Origin of the sequence: Neoroseomonas rubea (assembly GCF_016106015.1) — a bacterium.
Lineage (GTDB): Bacteria > Pseudomonadota > Alphaproteobacteria > Acetobacterales > Acetobacteraceae > Neoroseomonas > Neoroseomonas rubea.
The window spans coordinates 1-15,171 of the sequence record NZ_JACADQ010000076.1 but is presented as its reverse complement, the minus strand read 5'-3'; the positions used below and the strand labels follow the sequence as shown (position 1 = coordinate 15,171).

10 protein-coding genes, 1 tRNA gene and 1 pseudogene are annotated in these 15,171 nt (G+C 71.2%); 6 read left to right on the top strand and 6 right to left on the bottom strand.

Translation table 11 applies throughout. From position 1 onward, the window contains the following. A pseudogene (locus HW577_RS10250) lies at positions 1-207 on the bottom strand (hypothetical protein); the annotation flags it as partial. A 272-nt stretch (positions 208-479) separates the two neighbouring features. On the opposite strand from HW577_RS10250, the gene HW577_RS10245 reads away from it, so the two are divergent. From HW577_RS10245 to HW577_RS10220, 6 genes are all read left to right on the top strand, one after another. Next, the gene (locus HW577_RS10245; protein ID WP_198376042.1) at positions 480-1,739 is read left to right on the top strand and encodes a L,D-transpeptidase scaffold domain-containing protein; all 1,260 of its coding nucleotides are present in this window, start codon (positions 480-482) and stop codon (positions 1,737-1,739) included. A 276-nt stretch (positions 1,740-2,015) separates the two neighbouring features. Then, complete coding sequence (locus tag HW577_RS10240) at positions 2,016-3,047, top strand: ABC transporter substrate-binding protein (RefSeq protein ID WP_232474829.1); 1,032 nt, start codon at positions 2,016-2,018, stop codon at positions 3,045-3,047. Positions 3,048-3,074: 27 nt separating this feature from the next. Beyond that, on the top strand, positions 3,075-4,091 hold the full coding sequence (locus HW577_RS10235) for an ABC transporter substrate-binding protein (protein ID WP_198376040.1): 1,017 nt from the start codon (positions 3,075-3,077) through the stop codon (positions 4,089-4,091). Between the two features lie 10 nt (positions 4,092-4,101). Beyond that, the gene (locus HW577_RS10230; RefSeq protein ID WP_198376039.1) at positions 4,102-5,121 is read left to right on the top strand and encodes an ABC transporter substrate-binding protein; all 1,020 of its coding nucleotides are present in this window, start codon (positions 4,102-4,104) and stop codon (positions 5,119-5,121) included. Beyond that, positions 5,118-7,328 (top strand): ABC transporter permease, encoded by a 2,211-nt coding sequence (locus HW577_RS10225; RefSeq protein ID WP_198376038.1) that lies wholly within the window; start codon positions 5,118-5,120, stop codon positions 7,326-7,328. The genes HW577_RS10230 and HW577_RS10225 overlap by 4 nt, the downstream gene beginning before the upstream one ends. Next, complete coding sequence (locus tag HW577_RS10220) at positions 7,325-8,395, top strand: ABC transporter ATP-binding protein (protein ID WP_198376037.1); 1,071 nt, start codon at positions 7,325-7,327, stop codon at positions 8,393-8,395. The genes HW577_RS10225 and HW577_RS10220 overlap by 4 nt, the downstream gene beginning before the upstream one ends. 643 nt (positions 8,396-9,038) lie before the next feature. Here HW577_RS10220 and HW577_RS10215 read toward each other — a convergent pair. The 5 genes from HW577_RS10215 to HW577_RS10195 all read right to left on the bottom strand — a co-directional run bounded on the left by HW577_RS10215 (position 9,039) and on the right by HW577_RS10195 (position 14,939). After that, positions 9,039-9,114, bottom strand: a tRNA-Glu gene (locus HW577_RS10215). Between the two features lie 57 nt (positions 9,115-9,171). Further along, complete coding sequence (recJ, locus tag HW577_RS10210) at positions 9,172-10,953, bottom strand: single-stranded-DNA-specific exonuclease RecJ (protein ID WP_198376036.1); 1,782 nt, start codon at positions 10,951-10,953, stop codon at positions 9,172-9,174. Between the two features lie 7 nt (positions 10,954-10,960). Next, entirely contained in the window at positions 10,961-11,971 is a 1,011-nt protein-coding gene (gene glpX, locus HW577_RS10205; protein WP_198376035.1) for a class II fructose-bisphosphatase, read from the bottom strand. Between the two features lie 458 nt (positions 11,972-12,429). After that, positions 12,430-13,722, bottom strand: coding sequence for a homoserine dehydrogenase (locus tag HW577_RS10200; protein WP_198376034.1), 1,293 nt, complete (start codon positions 13,720-13,722; stop codon positions 12,430-12,432). Next, the gene (locus HW577_RS10195) at positions 13,719-14,939 is read right to left on the bottom strand and encodes an LL-diaminopimelate aminotransferase (protein ID WP_198376033.1); all 1,221 of its coding nucleotides are present in this window, start codon (positions 14,937-14,939) and stop codon (positions 13,719-13,721) included. The genes HW577_RS10200 and HW577_RS10195 overlap by 4 nt, the downstream gene beginning before the upstream one ends. Positions 14,940-15,171 lie beyond the last annotated feature (232 nt).

Genomic DNA, 15,171 nt, shown 5'->3' with positions numbered 1-15,171 from the left:
AACTTCGCCAATTGCCGGAACGCCGCGAGCCGGGGGAACGCGCGCCGGCGGCGGGCTCACCTGTGCGGGCGCCGGCGGCGGCGGCGGCTCGGGCGCGCAAGCCGCGAGCAGCAGCAGCGGCGCGAGAATGACGAGCAGCGCGGTGTGCCGCAGAAGCCCCGACCGGACGGTCATCTTTTTACCAGCACGCATCTCGCTCATCTCCATCGATTGGCTCATGGACACTGGAGAATACAACGGCAATCCTCATACCATTGTCAAACGGGCCGCCTTCAAACATGGCGGAGGTCGAGGAGAGGAACGTGTCGCGCGCGCCGGAGTGTGGAATGGAACCAGGCGAGCCGCGAATCTTGACGTCCAGCCCGCCTAAGCTGTCGCGACGCCGGGCGCTCGCTGGCGGGGCTGCGGCGGTTGGCTCCGCCCTGGGCCTAGGCGCATGCGGCGGACGCTCGGAGCCTCGGCCGAACCCCGTCAGCGCGGTGCCGAGGTCGGATGGCGAACTCGCCGGACTGTTCGCCGGACCGAATGAGTTGCACGTCGGCGGCCAGCCGCTGGATGCCGACCTGCTCCGGCGGTTCTACGAACGGCGAGGCTACCGACCGGTCTGGCCGGGCCTGGAGGCGCAGGCGGACGCCCTGACGGGCACGGTCCTGCGCGCCGCCGACCATGGGCTGGACCCGGACATGTTCCACGCCGGGCTGCTGCAGCGGAAGGAAACCTTGCCGCCGCTGCGGCAGGAACTCCTCCTCACCAACGCGGTCCTCTCCTACGCCGCGGCGCTGGCGCACGGCGCCGTGCCCGCCGAACGACGGAAGGGATTCGAGGCGCTGGCACCGCGCCCGGTTGACGTGGTCGACGTGCTGGACCGGGCTCTCCTGCGCGAGGATCCGGCGGAGGAGATCGAGGCGCTGTCGCCGCAGACGCCGACATATCTCGCGCTGCGGGCGATGATGCTGGCACCGCGCCGGCCCGGCCCGGCGCCCACGACGGCACGCGCGAGGACGGCAGCGGCAGCGGCAGCAGCGGAGGCCGAGGCGCGCCTGCGCAGCCTGAAGGTCAACATGGAGCGGGAACGCTGGCTGCCGCGCCGGCTGCCGCCGGACCGGGTCTGGGTGAACATCCCCAACCAGCGCCTGGTGTTCTATCGCGACGGGCGGCCCGTCTTCACGACCCGGGTCGTCGTCGGCGATGTCGCCGAACGCAACCAGAGCCCCGAATTCGACGCCCTTATCGAGGCAGGCTTCTTCAATCCGCCCTGGGTGGTGCCGCGCGACATCGTCGAGGCGGAGATCCTGCCGCGGATCGCCCGGGAGCCCGACTACCTCGCGCGCAACAACATGGTCATGCGCGCCAATGGCGAGGTCGAGCAGATGCCAGGGCCGACCGCGGGGCTCGGCTACGTCTTGTTCGACATGCCGAACCGCTTCGATGTGTACCTGCACGATACGCCGGATCGCTTCATCTTCAGCCGGGGCAATCGGCAGATGAGCCGAGGGTGCATCCGCGTCGAGAATCCGCGCGAACTGGCCGCGCTGTTGATGCGGCAGCCGATCGAGGTGATCGACCGGAAGATCGCCGAGGGCGGCACGGTCCACACGCGCCTGCCGCGGCCGGTCCCCGTCTTCGTGACCTACCACACCGCTTTCCTGGACGATGACGGCACGATCCAGTTCCGGGCGGACTTCTACGACCGGGATGCCGACCTGATGCGGCGCCTGCACGGAAGGACCGAGGCCTGAAGGCGCAGCGCGCCTCGCCGCAGTTCAGGCTTCGCGAGAGCCGAGATGCCGTCGGTTCCCATCCGCCCTGATCGTGTCGCCGTGGTCCGCACATGACGTGGCCAGGCGGCAGCAATGAGGTGGCGCGGACAAAGACCGTGGCGCGACGCAGTCGGAGATCGCAACCGCATCCCCTCCTGCTTGTCGCCAACTCCTAAAGATGACAGTTTTGTTGCAATTCAAAGGCAGGCCGCGCTGGCGCGCGCCGCAGGGAGACAGGAAACCAAACGTATGCGCATGCGCACCAAGATCGCCGCCGCCACGCTGGCCGGCGCCATGGCCGGCTTTGCCGCGCCCGAGGCCGCGGCCCAGGGCACGCTGAACCTCTATTGCTCCGTCCAGGTCGAATGGTGCCAGGCCATCGCGACCAACTTCCAGCGCGACAGCGGCATCCGCGTCAACATGACGCAACGGGGTTCGGGGGAGACGCTCGCCGCCATCCGCGCCGAGAGCCAGAACCCGCGCGCCGATGTGTGGTTCGGCGGCACGGGGGACCCGCACCTCGCCGCAGCCGAGGAGAACCTCAGCCAAGCCTACGAAAGCGCCAACAACGGCGAGCTGCATGCCTGGGCGCTGACGCAGTGGCGGCAGTCGAACCAGCGCGCCATCGGTGTCTATGCCGGCGCGGTGGGCTTCGGCTTCAACACCGAGCTTCTGGCCCGCAAGGGCATCGAGCCGCCGCGCTGCTGGGCGGACCTGACGCAGGCGCGCTTCCGCGGCGAGATCCAGATGGCGAACCCGAATTCGTCGGGCACCGCCTATGTCATCATCGCGACGCTGGTGCAGCTGATGGGCGAGGACCCGGCCTTCGCCTTCATGCGCCAGATGCATCCGAACGTGAATTCCTACACGCGGTCCGGCACTGCGCCGATCAAGGCGGTGGCGCGCGGGGAGACGGGCGTGTCCCTCTCCTTCGTCCATGACGCGGTGACGGAACGCAATGCGGGCTTCCCCGTCTCCTACGCCACGCCCTGCGAGGGGACGGGCTACGAGATCGGCTCCATGTCCATCCTGCGCGGCGCGCGCAACCTGACGCAGGCGCGGCGCTTCTACGACTGGGCGCTGACCGCGCCCGCGCAGCGGCTGGGCTTCGAGGCCGGCGGGCAGCTGCAGCAGCCGTCCAACCGCAGCGCGCCGCTGCCGCCCAACGCGCCGGATCTCTCGGCGATCCGCCTCATCGAATACGACTTCGCCCGCTATGGCCGCGCTGCGGAGCGCCGCCGCCTGATCGAACGCTGGGACCGCGAGGTCGGCGCCCTGCCGCGCTGACCAAGCCCCCCTCCAAGGACGCCCGCCATGATCCTTCGCCGCATCGCCGTCGCCGGCGCGCTCGCCGTCTCCCTCGCCGCGCCGGCCGCGGCGCAGGGCACGCTCAACATGCTCTGCGCCCCGGCGGCCGACTGGTGCGAGGCGATCGCGGCGGGCTTCCAGCGCGACACCGGCATCCGCGTTGCCATGGCGCGCAAGTCGGCCGGCGAGATCCTGGCGCAGATCCGCGCCGAGGCGCAGAACCCGCGCACCGACATCTGGTTCGGCGCCTCGGCCGAGACGCACATCTCGGCGGGCGACCTGCTGCAGCAACACACCTCGCCCAACATGGCGCAGCTGCAGCCCTGGGCGCGGCGCGCGCACGAAGCCTCCGGCGGGCGCTGCGTCGGCGTCTCCTCCGGCGCGATCGGCATCGCCTACAACACCGAGGTGATGGCGCGGCGCAACCTCGCCATCCCGCGCAGCTGGGAGGAACTGGCCGGACCCGCCTATCGCGGGGAGGTGCAGCTGCCCAACCCGAATTCCTCCGGCACCGCCTACACCATCATCGCGGGGCTGGTGCAGCTGTGGGACGAGGACCGCGCCTTCGCCTATCTCCGGCGGCTGCATCTCAACGTGAACGCCTATACCCGCTCCGGCGCCGCGCCGATGCAGGCGGTGGCGCGCGGGGAGACGGCGCTCGCCGCGAGCTTCAACATGGAGACCGCCTCCATGGCGAATGCCGGCTTCCCGATCGAGATGGTCTACCCGACCGAGGGCACCTCCTACGAGGTCGCCTGCATGTCGATCATCCGCGGCGCGCGCAACATGGCGCAGGCCCGGCGCTTCTACGACTGGTACCTGACGCCGGCGGCGATGGACATCGGCCCGCGTGTGAACCAGTTCCACGTGCCGGCGCATCCGGGCGCGGCGCCGCATCCGCGCATCCCGGACCTCTCGACCATCCGGCTGATCGACTACGACTTCGCGACCTATGGGAACCCCGAGGTGCGCCGGCGCATCCTCTCGCGCTGGGACCGCGAGATCGGTTCCCTGCCGCGCTGAGGGCATGCCGATGCGCCGGATGATCCTCGCCGCCGTCCTGGCCGCCGCGGCCCCGCTTCCCGCCGCCGCGCAGGGTCAGCTCAACCTCTATTGCTCGGCGACGATCGAGTGGTGCACGCCGATCGCCCGCGGCTTCGAGCGGGAGACCGGCATCCGCGTCACGCTCAGCCAGAAGTCGACCGGGGAGATGCTGGCGCAACTCCGCGCCGAGGCGCGCAACCCGCGCGGCGACGTCTGGTGGGGCGGCACGGGGGACCCGCATGTCGCGGCGGGGGAGGAAGGGTTGACCCAGCCCCATGAAAGCCCGCGCATCGCCGAACTGCACGACTGGGCGCAAGCGCAGTGGCGCCAGACGCAGGGGCGCACGGTTGGCGTCTATGCTTCGGTTCTCGGCTTCGGCTTCAACACGGAACTGATCGCCCGGCGCAACCTGCCCGCGCCGCGCTGCTGGGCGGACCTGCTGAACCCCGCCTATCGCGGTGAACTCCAGATGGCGAACCCGAATTCCTCGGGCACCGCCTACATCGTCATCGCGACGCTCGTGCAGATGATGGGGGAGGAACCTGCCTTCGACTACCTGAAGCGCCTGCACGGCAGCATCAACGCCTATCCGCGCAGTGGCACCGCGCCCATCACGGCGGTTGCGCGGGGGGAGACGGCGCTGTCCATCTCCTTCGTCCACAACGCGGCCGAGGAAGCGGCGGCGGGCTTCCCCGTCGGCCACGCCGTGCCCTGCGAGGGCACGGGCTACGAGATCGGCTCCATGTCGATCATCCGCGGCGCCCGCAACATCGAGAATGCGCGCCGCTTCTATGACTGGGCGCTGTCGGCCGAGGCGCAGCTCGCCGCGAGCCGGGAGGCGCGCAAGCTGCAGACCATGGCGAACCGCAACGTGCCGCTGACCGACGGCGCGCCCAACATGGCGACCGCGCGCATCATCGACTACGACAATGCGCGCTTCGGCGCCTCGGCCGAGCGGCGCCGCCTCCTCGCCCGGTGGGACCGCGAGGTCGGCGCACTGCCGCGATGAAGGCACCCTCCTCCCTCTACACATGGTCGGTCGCGGCGCTGGGCACGCTGATCCTGCCCTGGCACATGCAGCAGGATGGTGTGGCCCTGGGCGGGCTGATGGCCCTGGGCCAGGCGGATCCGGAAGCGGCCTCGGCGCTGTGGCAGGCGATCGCGCATGGGCGCTTCTGGTTCTGGCCCGTGCTCGCCGCGCTGGCGCTGGCGTTGCCGGGCGCGCTGCCCTTCGGGTCGGCGGCGCGGCGGGCGGGCTTCCTGCTCGCGGGCGCGGGGCTGGGGCTGGCCGCCATTGTCTCGCAGGGGCTCGCCATCGGCGTGCAGGGCTGGTCCACGCCCTGGCTCACGGCCATGTTCGGGGAACTGGGCGACCGGCAGTTCGGCGTCGGGCTTGGCGGCACGCTCGCCTTCGCGGGCTTCGTGCTGCTGCTGACCGACGGGCTCGCGCTGCGCGGCTTCTTCCGCGGCGACCGCTTCGTCTCGGGCGCGGTCGGGGTCCTCGTCGCCTCGATCATCCTCTTCACCGCCTGGCCGGTGACGACGGTTCTGTCGCAGATGTTCACGCCGCGCGGCGACCTCTCGACCGCAGCGGCACTGGCGGATCGGCTGTTCGACCAGAAGATCTGGGGCCTGTCCTGTGTCGCGGCGAACGTGAATTGCGGCGTCTTCTGGAACACGCTGCTGCTCGCGACCTCGACCGCGAGCGCCGCGACGCTGCTCGGCCTGTGCTTCGCGCTGATCGTCACGCGCACGGGCTTCCCGCTGCGGCGCGGGCTGCGGCTGCTGACGGTGCTGCCGATCATCACGCCGCCCTTCGTCATCGGCCTCGGCCTGATCCTGATCTTCGGCCGCTCCGGCGTCGTGAACCAGTTGGCCGAGGCGATGTTCGGGCTTGAGCTCGGCCGCTGGATCTACGGCTTCAACGGGGTGTTCCTGGCCCAGGTCTTCTCCTTCACGCCCACCGCCTTCCTCGTGCTGATCGGGGTGGTCGAGGGCATATCGCCGACGATGGAGGAAGCCTCGCAGACGCTGCGCGCATCCCGCATGCGGACCTTCTCCTCGGTCACCCTGCCGCTGATGGTGCCGGGGCTCGCCAATGCCTGGCTTGTCGTCTTCGTCGAGAGCCTGGCCGATTTCGGCAACCCGATCGTGCTCGGCGGCTCCTTCGGCGTGCTCTCGACCGAGATCTTCTTCGCGGTCGTCGGCGCGCAGCAGGATTTCGGCCGCGCGGCTGTGCTCGCGGCGGTGATGCTGGTGGTCGCCCTCGTCGCCTTCATGGTGCAGCGCGCGGTGGTCGGCACGCGGTCCTACGTCTCGATGACGGGCAAGGGCGATGTCGGCCTGCCGCAGCCCCTGCCGCGGCGCGTCAAGGCGGTCGCCTTCGCGGTCGCCATTCCCTGGGCGCTGCTCACCATCATCGTCTACACCATGGCGCTCGCCGGCGCCTTCGTGCGCGTCTGGGGGCGGGACTGGACGCCGACGCTCTCCCACTTCCAGCGCGCCTTCGCGCTGGAATGGGCGCCTTCGGGCGCGCTGATCTTCGCCGGCGGCGCCTGGCACTCGCTGTTCACCACCATCCAGCTCGCCGCCGTCGCGGCGCCGCTCACCGCCGGGCTCGGCCTTCTGGCCGCCTGGGTGCTGACGCGCCAGCGCTTCGCCGGGCGCACCGCGCTGGAATTCGCGCTGATGCTGACCTTCGCCGTGCCGGGCACGGTGATCGGCGTCGCCTACATCCTCACCTACAACATCCCACCGCTGGAAATCACGGGCACGGCGACGATCCTCGTGGTCTGCTTCGTGTTCCGCAACCTGCCGGTCGGCGTTCGGTCGGGCGTCGCGGCGATGAGCCAGCTCGACAAGTCGCTGGACGAGGCCGCGGTGACGCTGCGCGCCTCCACCTTCCGCGCCATCCGCACGGTGGTGCTGCCGCTGCTCAAGCCCGCCATCGTGACCGCGCTGGTCTATTCCTTCGTGCGCGCCATGACGACGGTCTCGGCCGTCATCTTCCTTGTCTCGGCGGAGTACGAGATGGCGACAGTCTTCATCATCAACCGCGTCATCAACGGCGACTACGGCCTCGCCATCGCCTACTGCGCGGTGCTGATCGTGCTGATGATGACGGCGATCGGGCTGATCAACCTTCTCGTGGGCCGGCGCAGGCTCGGCCGCCGCCAGGCCGCCCCGCCCGCCCTACCGGCCGGAGGCCGCGCATGAGCCACGCCATCGCGAAGCCCGGCGCCGAGGTGCGCCTGCAGGGCATCGGCAAGCGCTACGGCGCGGTGCAGGCGGTCAAGCCGCTCGACCTGACGATCGAAGGCGGCACGCTCGTCACGCTGCTCGGCCCTTCGGGCTGCGGCAAGACGACGCTGCTGCGCATGATCGCGGGGCTCGAGCAGGCGACAGATGGGCGGCTGTTCATCGGCGGGCGGGACGTGACGCTGCTGCCGGCGGGCGCGCGCAACGTCTCCATGGTGTTCCAGTCCTACGCGCTGTTCCCGCACATGAGCGTGCTGGACAACGTCGCCTACGGGCTCGTCTCCTCCGGGATGCGCAAGCGCGACGCGCATGGCCGGGCCGAGACGGCGCTCGAGACGGTCGGCCTCAAGGGCTTCGGCTCGCGCCTGCCCTCCGAGATGTCGGGCGGCCAGCAGCAGCGCGTGGCCGTGGCCCGCGCATTGGTGCTGGAGCCCGAGGTGCTGCTCTTCGACGAGCCCCTGTCGAATCTCGACGCGAGGCTGCGGCGCAGCATGCGGGAGGAGATCCGCGCGCTGCAGCAGCGGCTCGGCCTCACCGTCGTCTATGTCACGCACGACCAGTCGGAGGCGCTCGCCGTCTCCGATCGCATCGTCGTGATGCGCAATGCCGAGATCGCCCAGGCCGGCACGCCGGAGGAACTCTACAGTCAGCCCAACTCGGTGTTCGTCGCGACCTTCATGGGGGAGGCGAACCGCGTCCCCGGCCGCATCGAGTCGATCGACGGGGACCGCGCCCGGGTGGCGCTCGGGGGCCTCGTCCTCGATCTGCCTGCGCGCGGGCTTCCGGCCGGCCCGGTCGACATCGTCATCCGCCCGGAAGCAGTGCGCGTCTCGGCCGCGGAGCCGGGCGCGCTGCCGGCGCGTGTCGCGCGCGCGACCTACATGGGTTCGCATGCCGAATGCCATTTCGAGACCGAGGTCGGCTCGGTATTCGTCGTCGCCCCGCGCGGCGCAGCGCGCCTGCGGCCGGGGGCGGAGGTGGGCCTGGTGCTCGACCCCGAGGGCGTGGTGCTCGTCGCGCCCTGAGCGTCCGAGCGACTGCCGGGGCCGAACCGTTCGTCGCAACGCGTGTGCGCGACGTCGCAGGCCTGGGCGGACGTTCGCCATCCGAGTGTCTTGCGCGTCCGCCTGTCGCGGGGCGCGGCCATGGCGGCCGGACACTCGGCGCTGCCGGTGCTCGGCGCCGTCCCCTTCGGGACGCATTCGGTACCGGCGCAGCAGCTCTTGCTGTCTTCGCTCGTCCCGCGGTGTCTTGGGCGGTGGGGATTGCTGCCGTGCCCTAGCCTGCCGGCGCCTCGAAGCACGACGGACGGCATGACGACAGGACGGGTCGCCCGCATACGAGCCGGCGCGGGCTCGTTCGAGCAACTTTTCGAGCCAGCCCGGCGCCCGGGCAAAGGGTGGCTCAAGAATCGGCGCAGTCGGGTCGCAGCGGCATGGTGCGGAAACTCCGTGCATTGGGGCGAGGGCGTTTCGCGGCGAAGGTGGCGATCGGCCCCTGGACGAGGGTGATGCCGGCCGCGGGCAAGCCGGCTCCGCATGTTCGTCGGACAGGTGGAGGCCGAGGGCGAACAGGTCATGATCGACGGTTCAAAGGCCGAGCTGGTGCGCGATCATGGCCAGCGACCCTGCCTTGCTGCAGGGGAACAGTTCTCGGCTTCGTAGGGAGTGGCGTCCCGTACGGGATTCGAACCCGTGCTGCCAACGTGAAAGGCTGGTGTCCTAGGCCTCTAGACGAACGGGACGTGGCCGGGCGCCGGGTTACTGCCCGCGGCGCGGCGGGTCAATAGGCGCCGGCATCGTCACGCCGGCGCCGCGTCCACCACCTGCAGCGACGGCGTGACCTGGCCGTTCCACTGTTCCGCCCGCAGATGGCCGCAGAGGTGCAGCGGAACGCGGTCCTGCGCCAGGAGCGCCTGCGCCAGGGGCCCGTCCTTCGCCCGGAAGCATATCGTCTTGAGCCGCCCGCCATCCTCGCCCTCGACGATGGCGCGGATCGTCGCCCCTTCCTTGCCCACGCGGTCGGCCTTGACGACGCGGGCGCGCTGGATGGCGAGAATCGGCTCCTCATTGCCCGGCCCGAAGGGCGCGAGCCTCGCTACCTCCTGCGCGAGGTCGGTCTGTGCCGCGACGACATTGATGGCACCTTCCACGAGCAGGTCCGCCGCGGTGGGCAGCAGCGCGGCATGGCGCAGCCTGTCCTCGAGGAAGGCGTGCAGCTCCGCCTCCCGCCCGGCGCGAAAGGAGAATCCGGCGGCCATCGCGTGCCCGCCGCCCGTCTCGAGCAGCCCGGCCTGCCGCGCCGCGATCACCGCCGCGCCGAGGTCCACGCCCGGCACCGACCGCCCGGAGCCCTTCGCCAGCCCGTCCGCCAGCCCCGCCACGCAGGCCGGCCGGTTGAAGCGCTCCTTCATCCGCCCCGCGACGATGCCGACGACGCCGGGGTGCCACCCTTCGCCGACCAGCAGCAGCACCGCGCGGCCGGCATCGGCCTGCGCCTCGGCCATGGCGTGTGCGGCGCCGAGCACCTCGCCCTCCACCTCCTGCCGCCGGCGGTTCACCGCGTCGAGCTTCTCGGCGATGGCGCGCGCCTCGACCGGGTCTTCGCAGAGCAGCAGCCGCAGCCCGAGGTCGGGCTCGGCGATCCGGCCGGAGGCGTTGATGCGCGGTCCGAGCAGGAAGCCCAGCGTATGCACCGTCGGCGCGTCCCGCGCACCGGTCACGTCGAGCAGTGCGGCGATGCCGGGACGGCCGCGCCGTGCCATCACCTTCAGTCCCTGCGCCACCAGCGCGCGGTTGAATCCGACCAGCGGCATGACGTCGCAGACCGTCGCCAGCGCGACCAGGTCGAGCAGGGCGAGCATGTCCGGTTCCGCCCTGCGCGCGAACCACCCGGCGCGGCGCAGCGTGCGCACCGTTGCCGCGCCGGCAAGGAAGGCGACAGCCGCGGCGCAGACATGGTGCAGGCCCGACGTGCAGTCGAGACGGTTCGGATTGACCGCGGCGAGGATACGCGGCGCGGGGCCTTCCGCCTTGTGATGATCGAGCACGACGACGTCGGCACGCCCTTCCGCGGCCGCCAGCGCGTCGGCGGCCGCGATGCCGCAATCGACGCAGACGATCAGCGTCGCGCCACGATCGCAAAGCCCCGCGATCGCCGGGGCGTTCGGCCCGTAGCCTTCCTTCAGCCGGTCGGGGACATAGGGCGTGACCTCGCAGCCAAGGTCGCGCAGCAGGCGGGAAATCAGCGCGCCGGCGCAGGCGCCGTCCACGTCGTAGTCGCCGAAGACCGCGACATGCTCACCGCTGCGCACGGCGGCGGCCAGGCGGTCGGCCGCCGCCTCCATGTCCATCAGCGCGGAAGGGTCGGGCATCATCGCGCGCAGCGTCGGCTCGAGGAAGCCGGTCGCCGCCTCGATCCCGATGCCGCGCGCGGCAAGCAGCCGGCCGACCATCTCCGGCAGGCCGAGACGCTGGGCGATGCCGAGGCCGGTGCGCGCATCCGCCGGGCGCCAAACCCAGCGCCGGCCGGTCACGCTGCGCGCGACGCCAAGGACCGGCGCGGAGTCCGCAGTCCCGTCCATGCCTGTGTCAGGCCAAGAAGGCGGAGGGCTTGCGCGCGAAGTTGTGGTGCCCCTCGACGTAGCGCACCGTGCCGGACTTGGACCGCATGACGATCGAATGGGTGTAGGCGCCGCCGGAGAAGCGGCGAACGCCGCGCAGCATCGCGCCGGTCGTCACGCCGGTGGCGGCGAACATGACGTCGCCGCGGGCCATTTCGCCGACGCCGTAGATGCGGTTGGGATCGGCGATCCCCATGCTCCGCGCGCGGGCGATCTGCTCCTCGGTCTCGAACATCAGGCGGCCGTACATCTGGCCGCCGATGCAGCGCAGCGCGGCCGCGGCCAGCACGCCTTCCGGCGCGCCGCCGGACCCCATGTAGATGTCGATGCCGGCCTCCGGCTGGCTGACATTGATCACGCCCGCGACGTCGCCATCGCCGATCAGCGTGATGCGCGCACCGGCCGCGCGGCAGGCCTTGATCAGGTCCTTGTGCCGGTCGCGGTCGAGCGTGCAGACCATCAGGTCGCTGACATCGACCTTCTTGGCCTTGGCCAGTTCGCGCAGGTTCTGCTCCGGGCTCGCATCCAGGCTGACCACGTCGTCCGGCAGGCCGGGGCCGATCGCTATCTTGTCCATGTAGATGTCGGGGGCGTGCAGGAAGCCGCCCTTCTCGGCCAGGGCGACGGTCGCGATCGCGTTGGGGCCGCCCTTGGCCGTGATGGAGGTGCCTTCCAGCGGGTCGACCGCGATGTCGACCTCGGGGCCGCCGCCGGTGCGGGCGTAGAGGCCGACCTTCTCGCCGATGTAGAGCATCGGCGCCTCGTCCATCTCGCCTTCGCCGATCACGACGGTGCCGGTGATGGCGACGGTGTCGAAGGCGCGCCGCATGGCTTCGACCGCGGCGCCGTCGGCCGCGTTCTTGTCGCCGCGGCCGATCCAGCGGGAGGCGGCGAGCGCCGCCGCTTCCGTGACCCGCACCAGTTCCAGGGCCAGGTTGCGATCGACGACCGCGCCGGGTTCGTGGGCAGGAGCCGCCATGAAGCCTTCCTCCGAATCGAATTGTCGCGGGCAGGCCGGCCTGCCCTTTCGAAGGGCATAGCCGGAAATGCGGCCGGCGTCAGCGGAGGGGAGGGGCGCCGGCCCGGCAGGCTGCCTCGTCCAGGGCCAAGGGTACGGCGCGGCGCAACGCTACGCCGCCGCGGCGCGTCCCACGGACCTCGCCGTGGATGGCGTCCCGCTCGGCAGGATGGCGGCCTTCGACCCGGTCGCCGCTCTCCATCGTGAAGCAGCCGCTCGGCACCGAGGGGGTGTCCGCCGTAGAACCGATATGCAAGCGCGGCGGCAGCGGGCTGACGTCCCGCGCCGGGTGCCGGGCACAACCGCCGTCTGCCCCTGACCGCAGGCATGGGTGCCGGCCCAGGTCCCGACCGTGGCCTGCCGCGCCGTGGCGGGCGCCGCGGGCAGCAGCCCCGCCAGCAGCGCGGCGGGGCGCAGGTCTACAGCGCCTCGATGCGGATCAGTGCGGGCTTCTCCACCACGGCATCGAGCGCGGCGATGCGCGCGAGCGCGGCGCGCACGGCCGCCTCGCTCGTCTCATGCGTCGTCAGCACCACCGGCACGGCTTCGCCGGGCGCGCGGCCGCGCTGGAGCATGGATTCGAGGCTGATCGCATGGTCGCGCAGCACGCCCGTCACATCCGCGATCACGCCGGGCCGGTCCACGACCATCAGGCGCAGGTAGTAGGCGCCGGTGTGGCGCTCCATCGGCAGAGAGGGCTCGGGCTTCAGCGCCGATGTCGCCGCGCCCCAGACCGGGGTGAAGCGCCCGCGCGCGATGTCGATCAGGTCCGCGACCACGGCAGAGGCGGTCGGCCCCGCCCCCGCGCCGCGGCCTTCCATCATCACGCGGCCCACGAAGTCGCCTTCGGCCACCACCGCGTTGAACACGCCGTCGACGCGCGCGATGGGGGCGGAGACCGGGACCATGCAGGGATGGACACGGGTCGAGATGCCGCCATCCTCCCGCCTGGCGATGCCGAGCAGCTTGATGCGGTAGCCCAGCTCCTCGGCCAGCGCGATGTCGAGCGCGCTGACTTCCCGAATCCCTTCCACATGCACGGTGCCGAAGTCGACCGGCCGGCCGAAGGCCAGTGCGGCGAGGATCGCAAGCTTGTGCGCCGCGTCGATGCCATCGATGTCGAAGGACGGGTCGGCCTCGGCGTAGCCGAGCTTCTGCGCCTCGGCGAGCACTTCGGCGAATTCGCGCTTCTGCTCGCGCATCGTGGTGAGGATGTAGTTGCAGGTGCCGTTCAGGATGCCGGCGACGCGCGCGATGCGGTTCGCCGCAAGCCCTTCGCGCACCGCCTTGATCGCCGGGATGCCGCCGGCGACCGCGGCCTCGAAGGCGAGCGCGATGCCCTTCGCCTCGGCCGCTTCAGCCAGGCCCGCGCCATGGACGGCGAGAAGCGCCTTGTTGGCGGTGACGACATGCTTGCCCGCGGCGATCGCGGCTTCGACCAGCGCCTTGGCCGTGCCATCGGAGCCGCCGATGCACTCGACCACGACTTCCACCTGCGGGTCGGCGGCGAGCGCGACGGCGTCATCGTACCAGCGCAGGCCGGACAGCGGCACGCCGCGGTCGCGCGTGCGGTCGCGGGCGGAGACGGCGGTCACCGCGATCGGCCGGCCGGCGCGCGCGGCGATGATCTCGGCATTCGCGCGCAGAAGGTTGACGACGCCGGCGCCGACGGTGCCAAGCCCGGCGACCGCGACGGAGATGGGACGGCTCATGCGTTCAGGGCTTCCTGCTTCTCTTCCACCGGCGCGGCATTGTCCCCCGCGAGGAAGGTCTTGATGCCGCGAAGCGCCTGGCGGATGCGGTGGTTGTTCTCGACGAGGGCGATGCGGACATGCTCGTCGCCATGTTCCCCGAAACCGAGGCCAGGGGCGACCGCGACCTTCGCCTTCTCAAGCAGCAGCTTCGAGAAGCCGACCGAGCCGAGGTGGCGGAAGCGTTCCGGGATCGGTGCCCAGAGGAACATGGATGCCTCCGGCGCCGGCACGTCCCAGCCCGCCGCGCGAAGGCCCTTCACGAGCACCTCGCGGCGATCCTTGTAGAGCACCCGCATCTCCTCGATGCAGTCCTGCGGCCCGTTCAGCGCGGCGGTGGCTGCGACCTGGATCGGCGTGAAGGCGCCGTAGTCCAGATACGACTTCACCCGCGCGAGCGCGGCGATCAGCCGGGGGTTGCCGGCCGCGAAGCCCATCCGCCAGCCCGGCATGTTGTAGGTCTTGGACATCGAGGTGAATTCCACCGTGATGTCCTTCGCGCCCGGCACCTCGAGCACCGAGGGCGGCGGGACGTCGCCGAAATACAGTTCCGCATAGGCGAGGTCGGAGAGGATGAAGAGCTCATGCTTGCGGCAGAGCGCGACGAGGTCTCGGTAGAACTCGATCGGGGCAACGAGCGCGGTCGGGTTGGACGGGAAGTTGACGATCACCGCCGTCGGCTTCGGCACGGAATGGCGCACCGCGCGGTCGATCGCCGCCAACATGGAATCGTCCGGCGTGTAGGGAATGGAGCGGACCGAGGCGCCGGCGATGATGAAGCCGAACTGGTGGATCGGGTAGGACGGGTTCGGCACGAGGATGGTGTCGCCCGGGCTGCTGATCGCCTGGGCCAGGTTGGCGAGGCCTTCCTTCGACCCGAGCGTCGCCACCACCTCCGTCTCCGGGTCCAGCTTCACGCCGAAGCGGCGGGCGTAGTAGCCGGCCAGCGCGCGGCGCAGCCCGGGAATGCCCTTCGACTGGGAGTAGCGATGCGTGCGCGGGTCCTGCACCGCCTCGATCAGCTTCGCGACGATGTGCGGCGGCGTCGGGCTGTCCGGATTGCCCATGCCGAGGTCAACGATGTCCTCCGCCGCCCCGCGCGCCTTCGCCTTGGCCGCGTTCACCTCGGCGAACACGTAGGGCGGCAGGCGCCGGATGCGGTGAAAATCCTCGGTCATGGCGACGATCCGTGGTGAAGGGGCGCGACCTATAGAACAAGGCCCGGCCCCTGTGTATCGCCGCGTTCAGCGGGTGCGGGGCGCCATCAGGTCGGGGCTCGGCGGCGGCGGCGGGGCTGCGCCCGGGGCGAGGAGTTCCGCCGGTGGTGGGGGCGGCGGCGCGGTGCCGATGTCCGGCAGGGCAGGGGCGGGCGCCGGGACGGAGGCGGGTTGCGGCGGGCTTGCGGGCCGC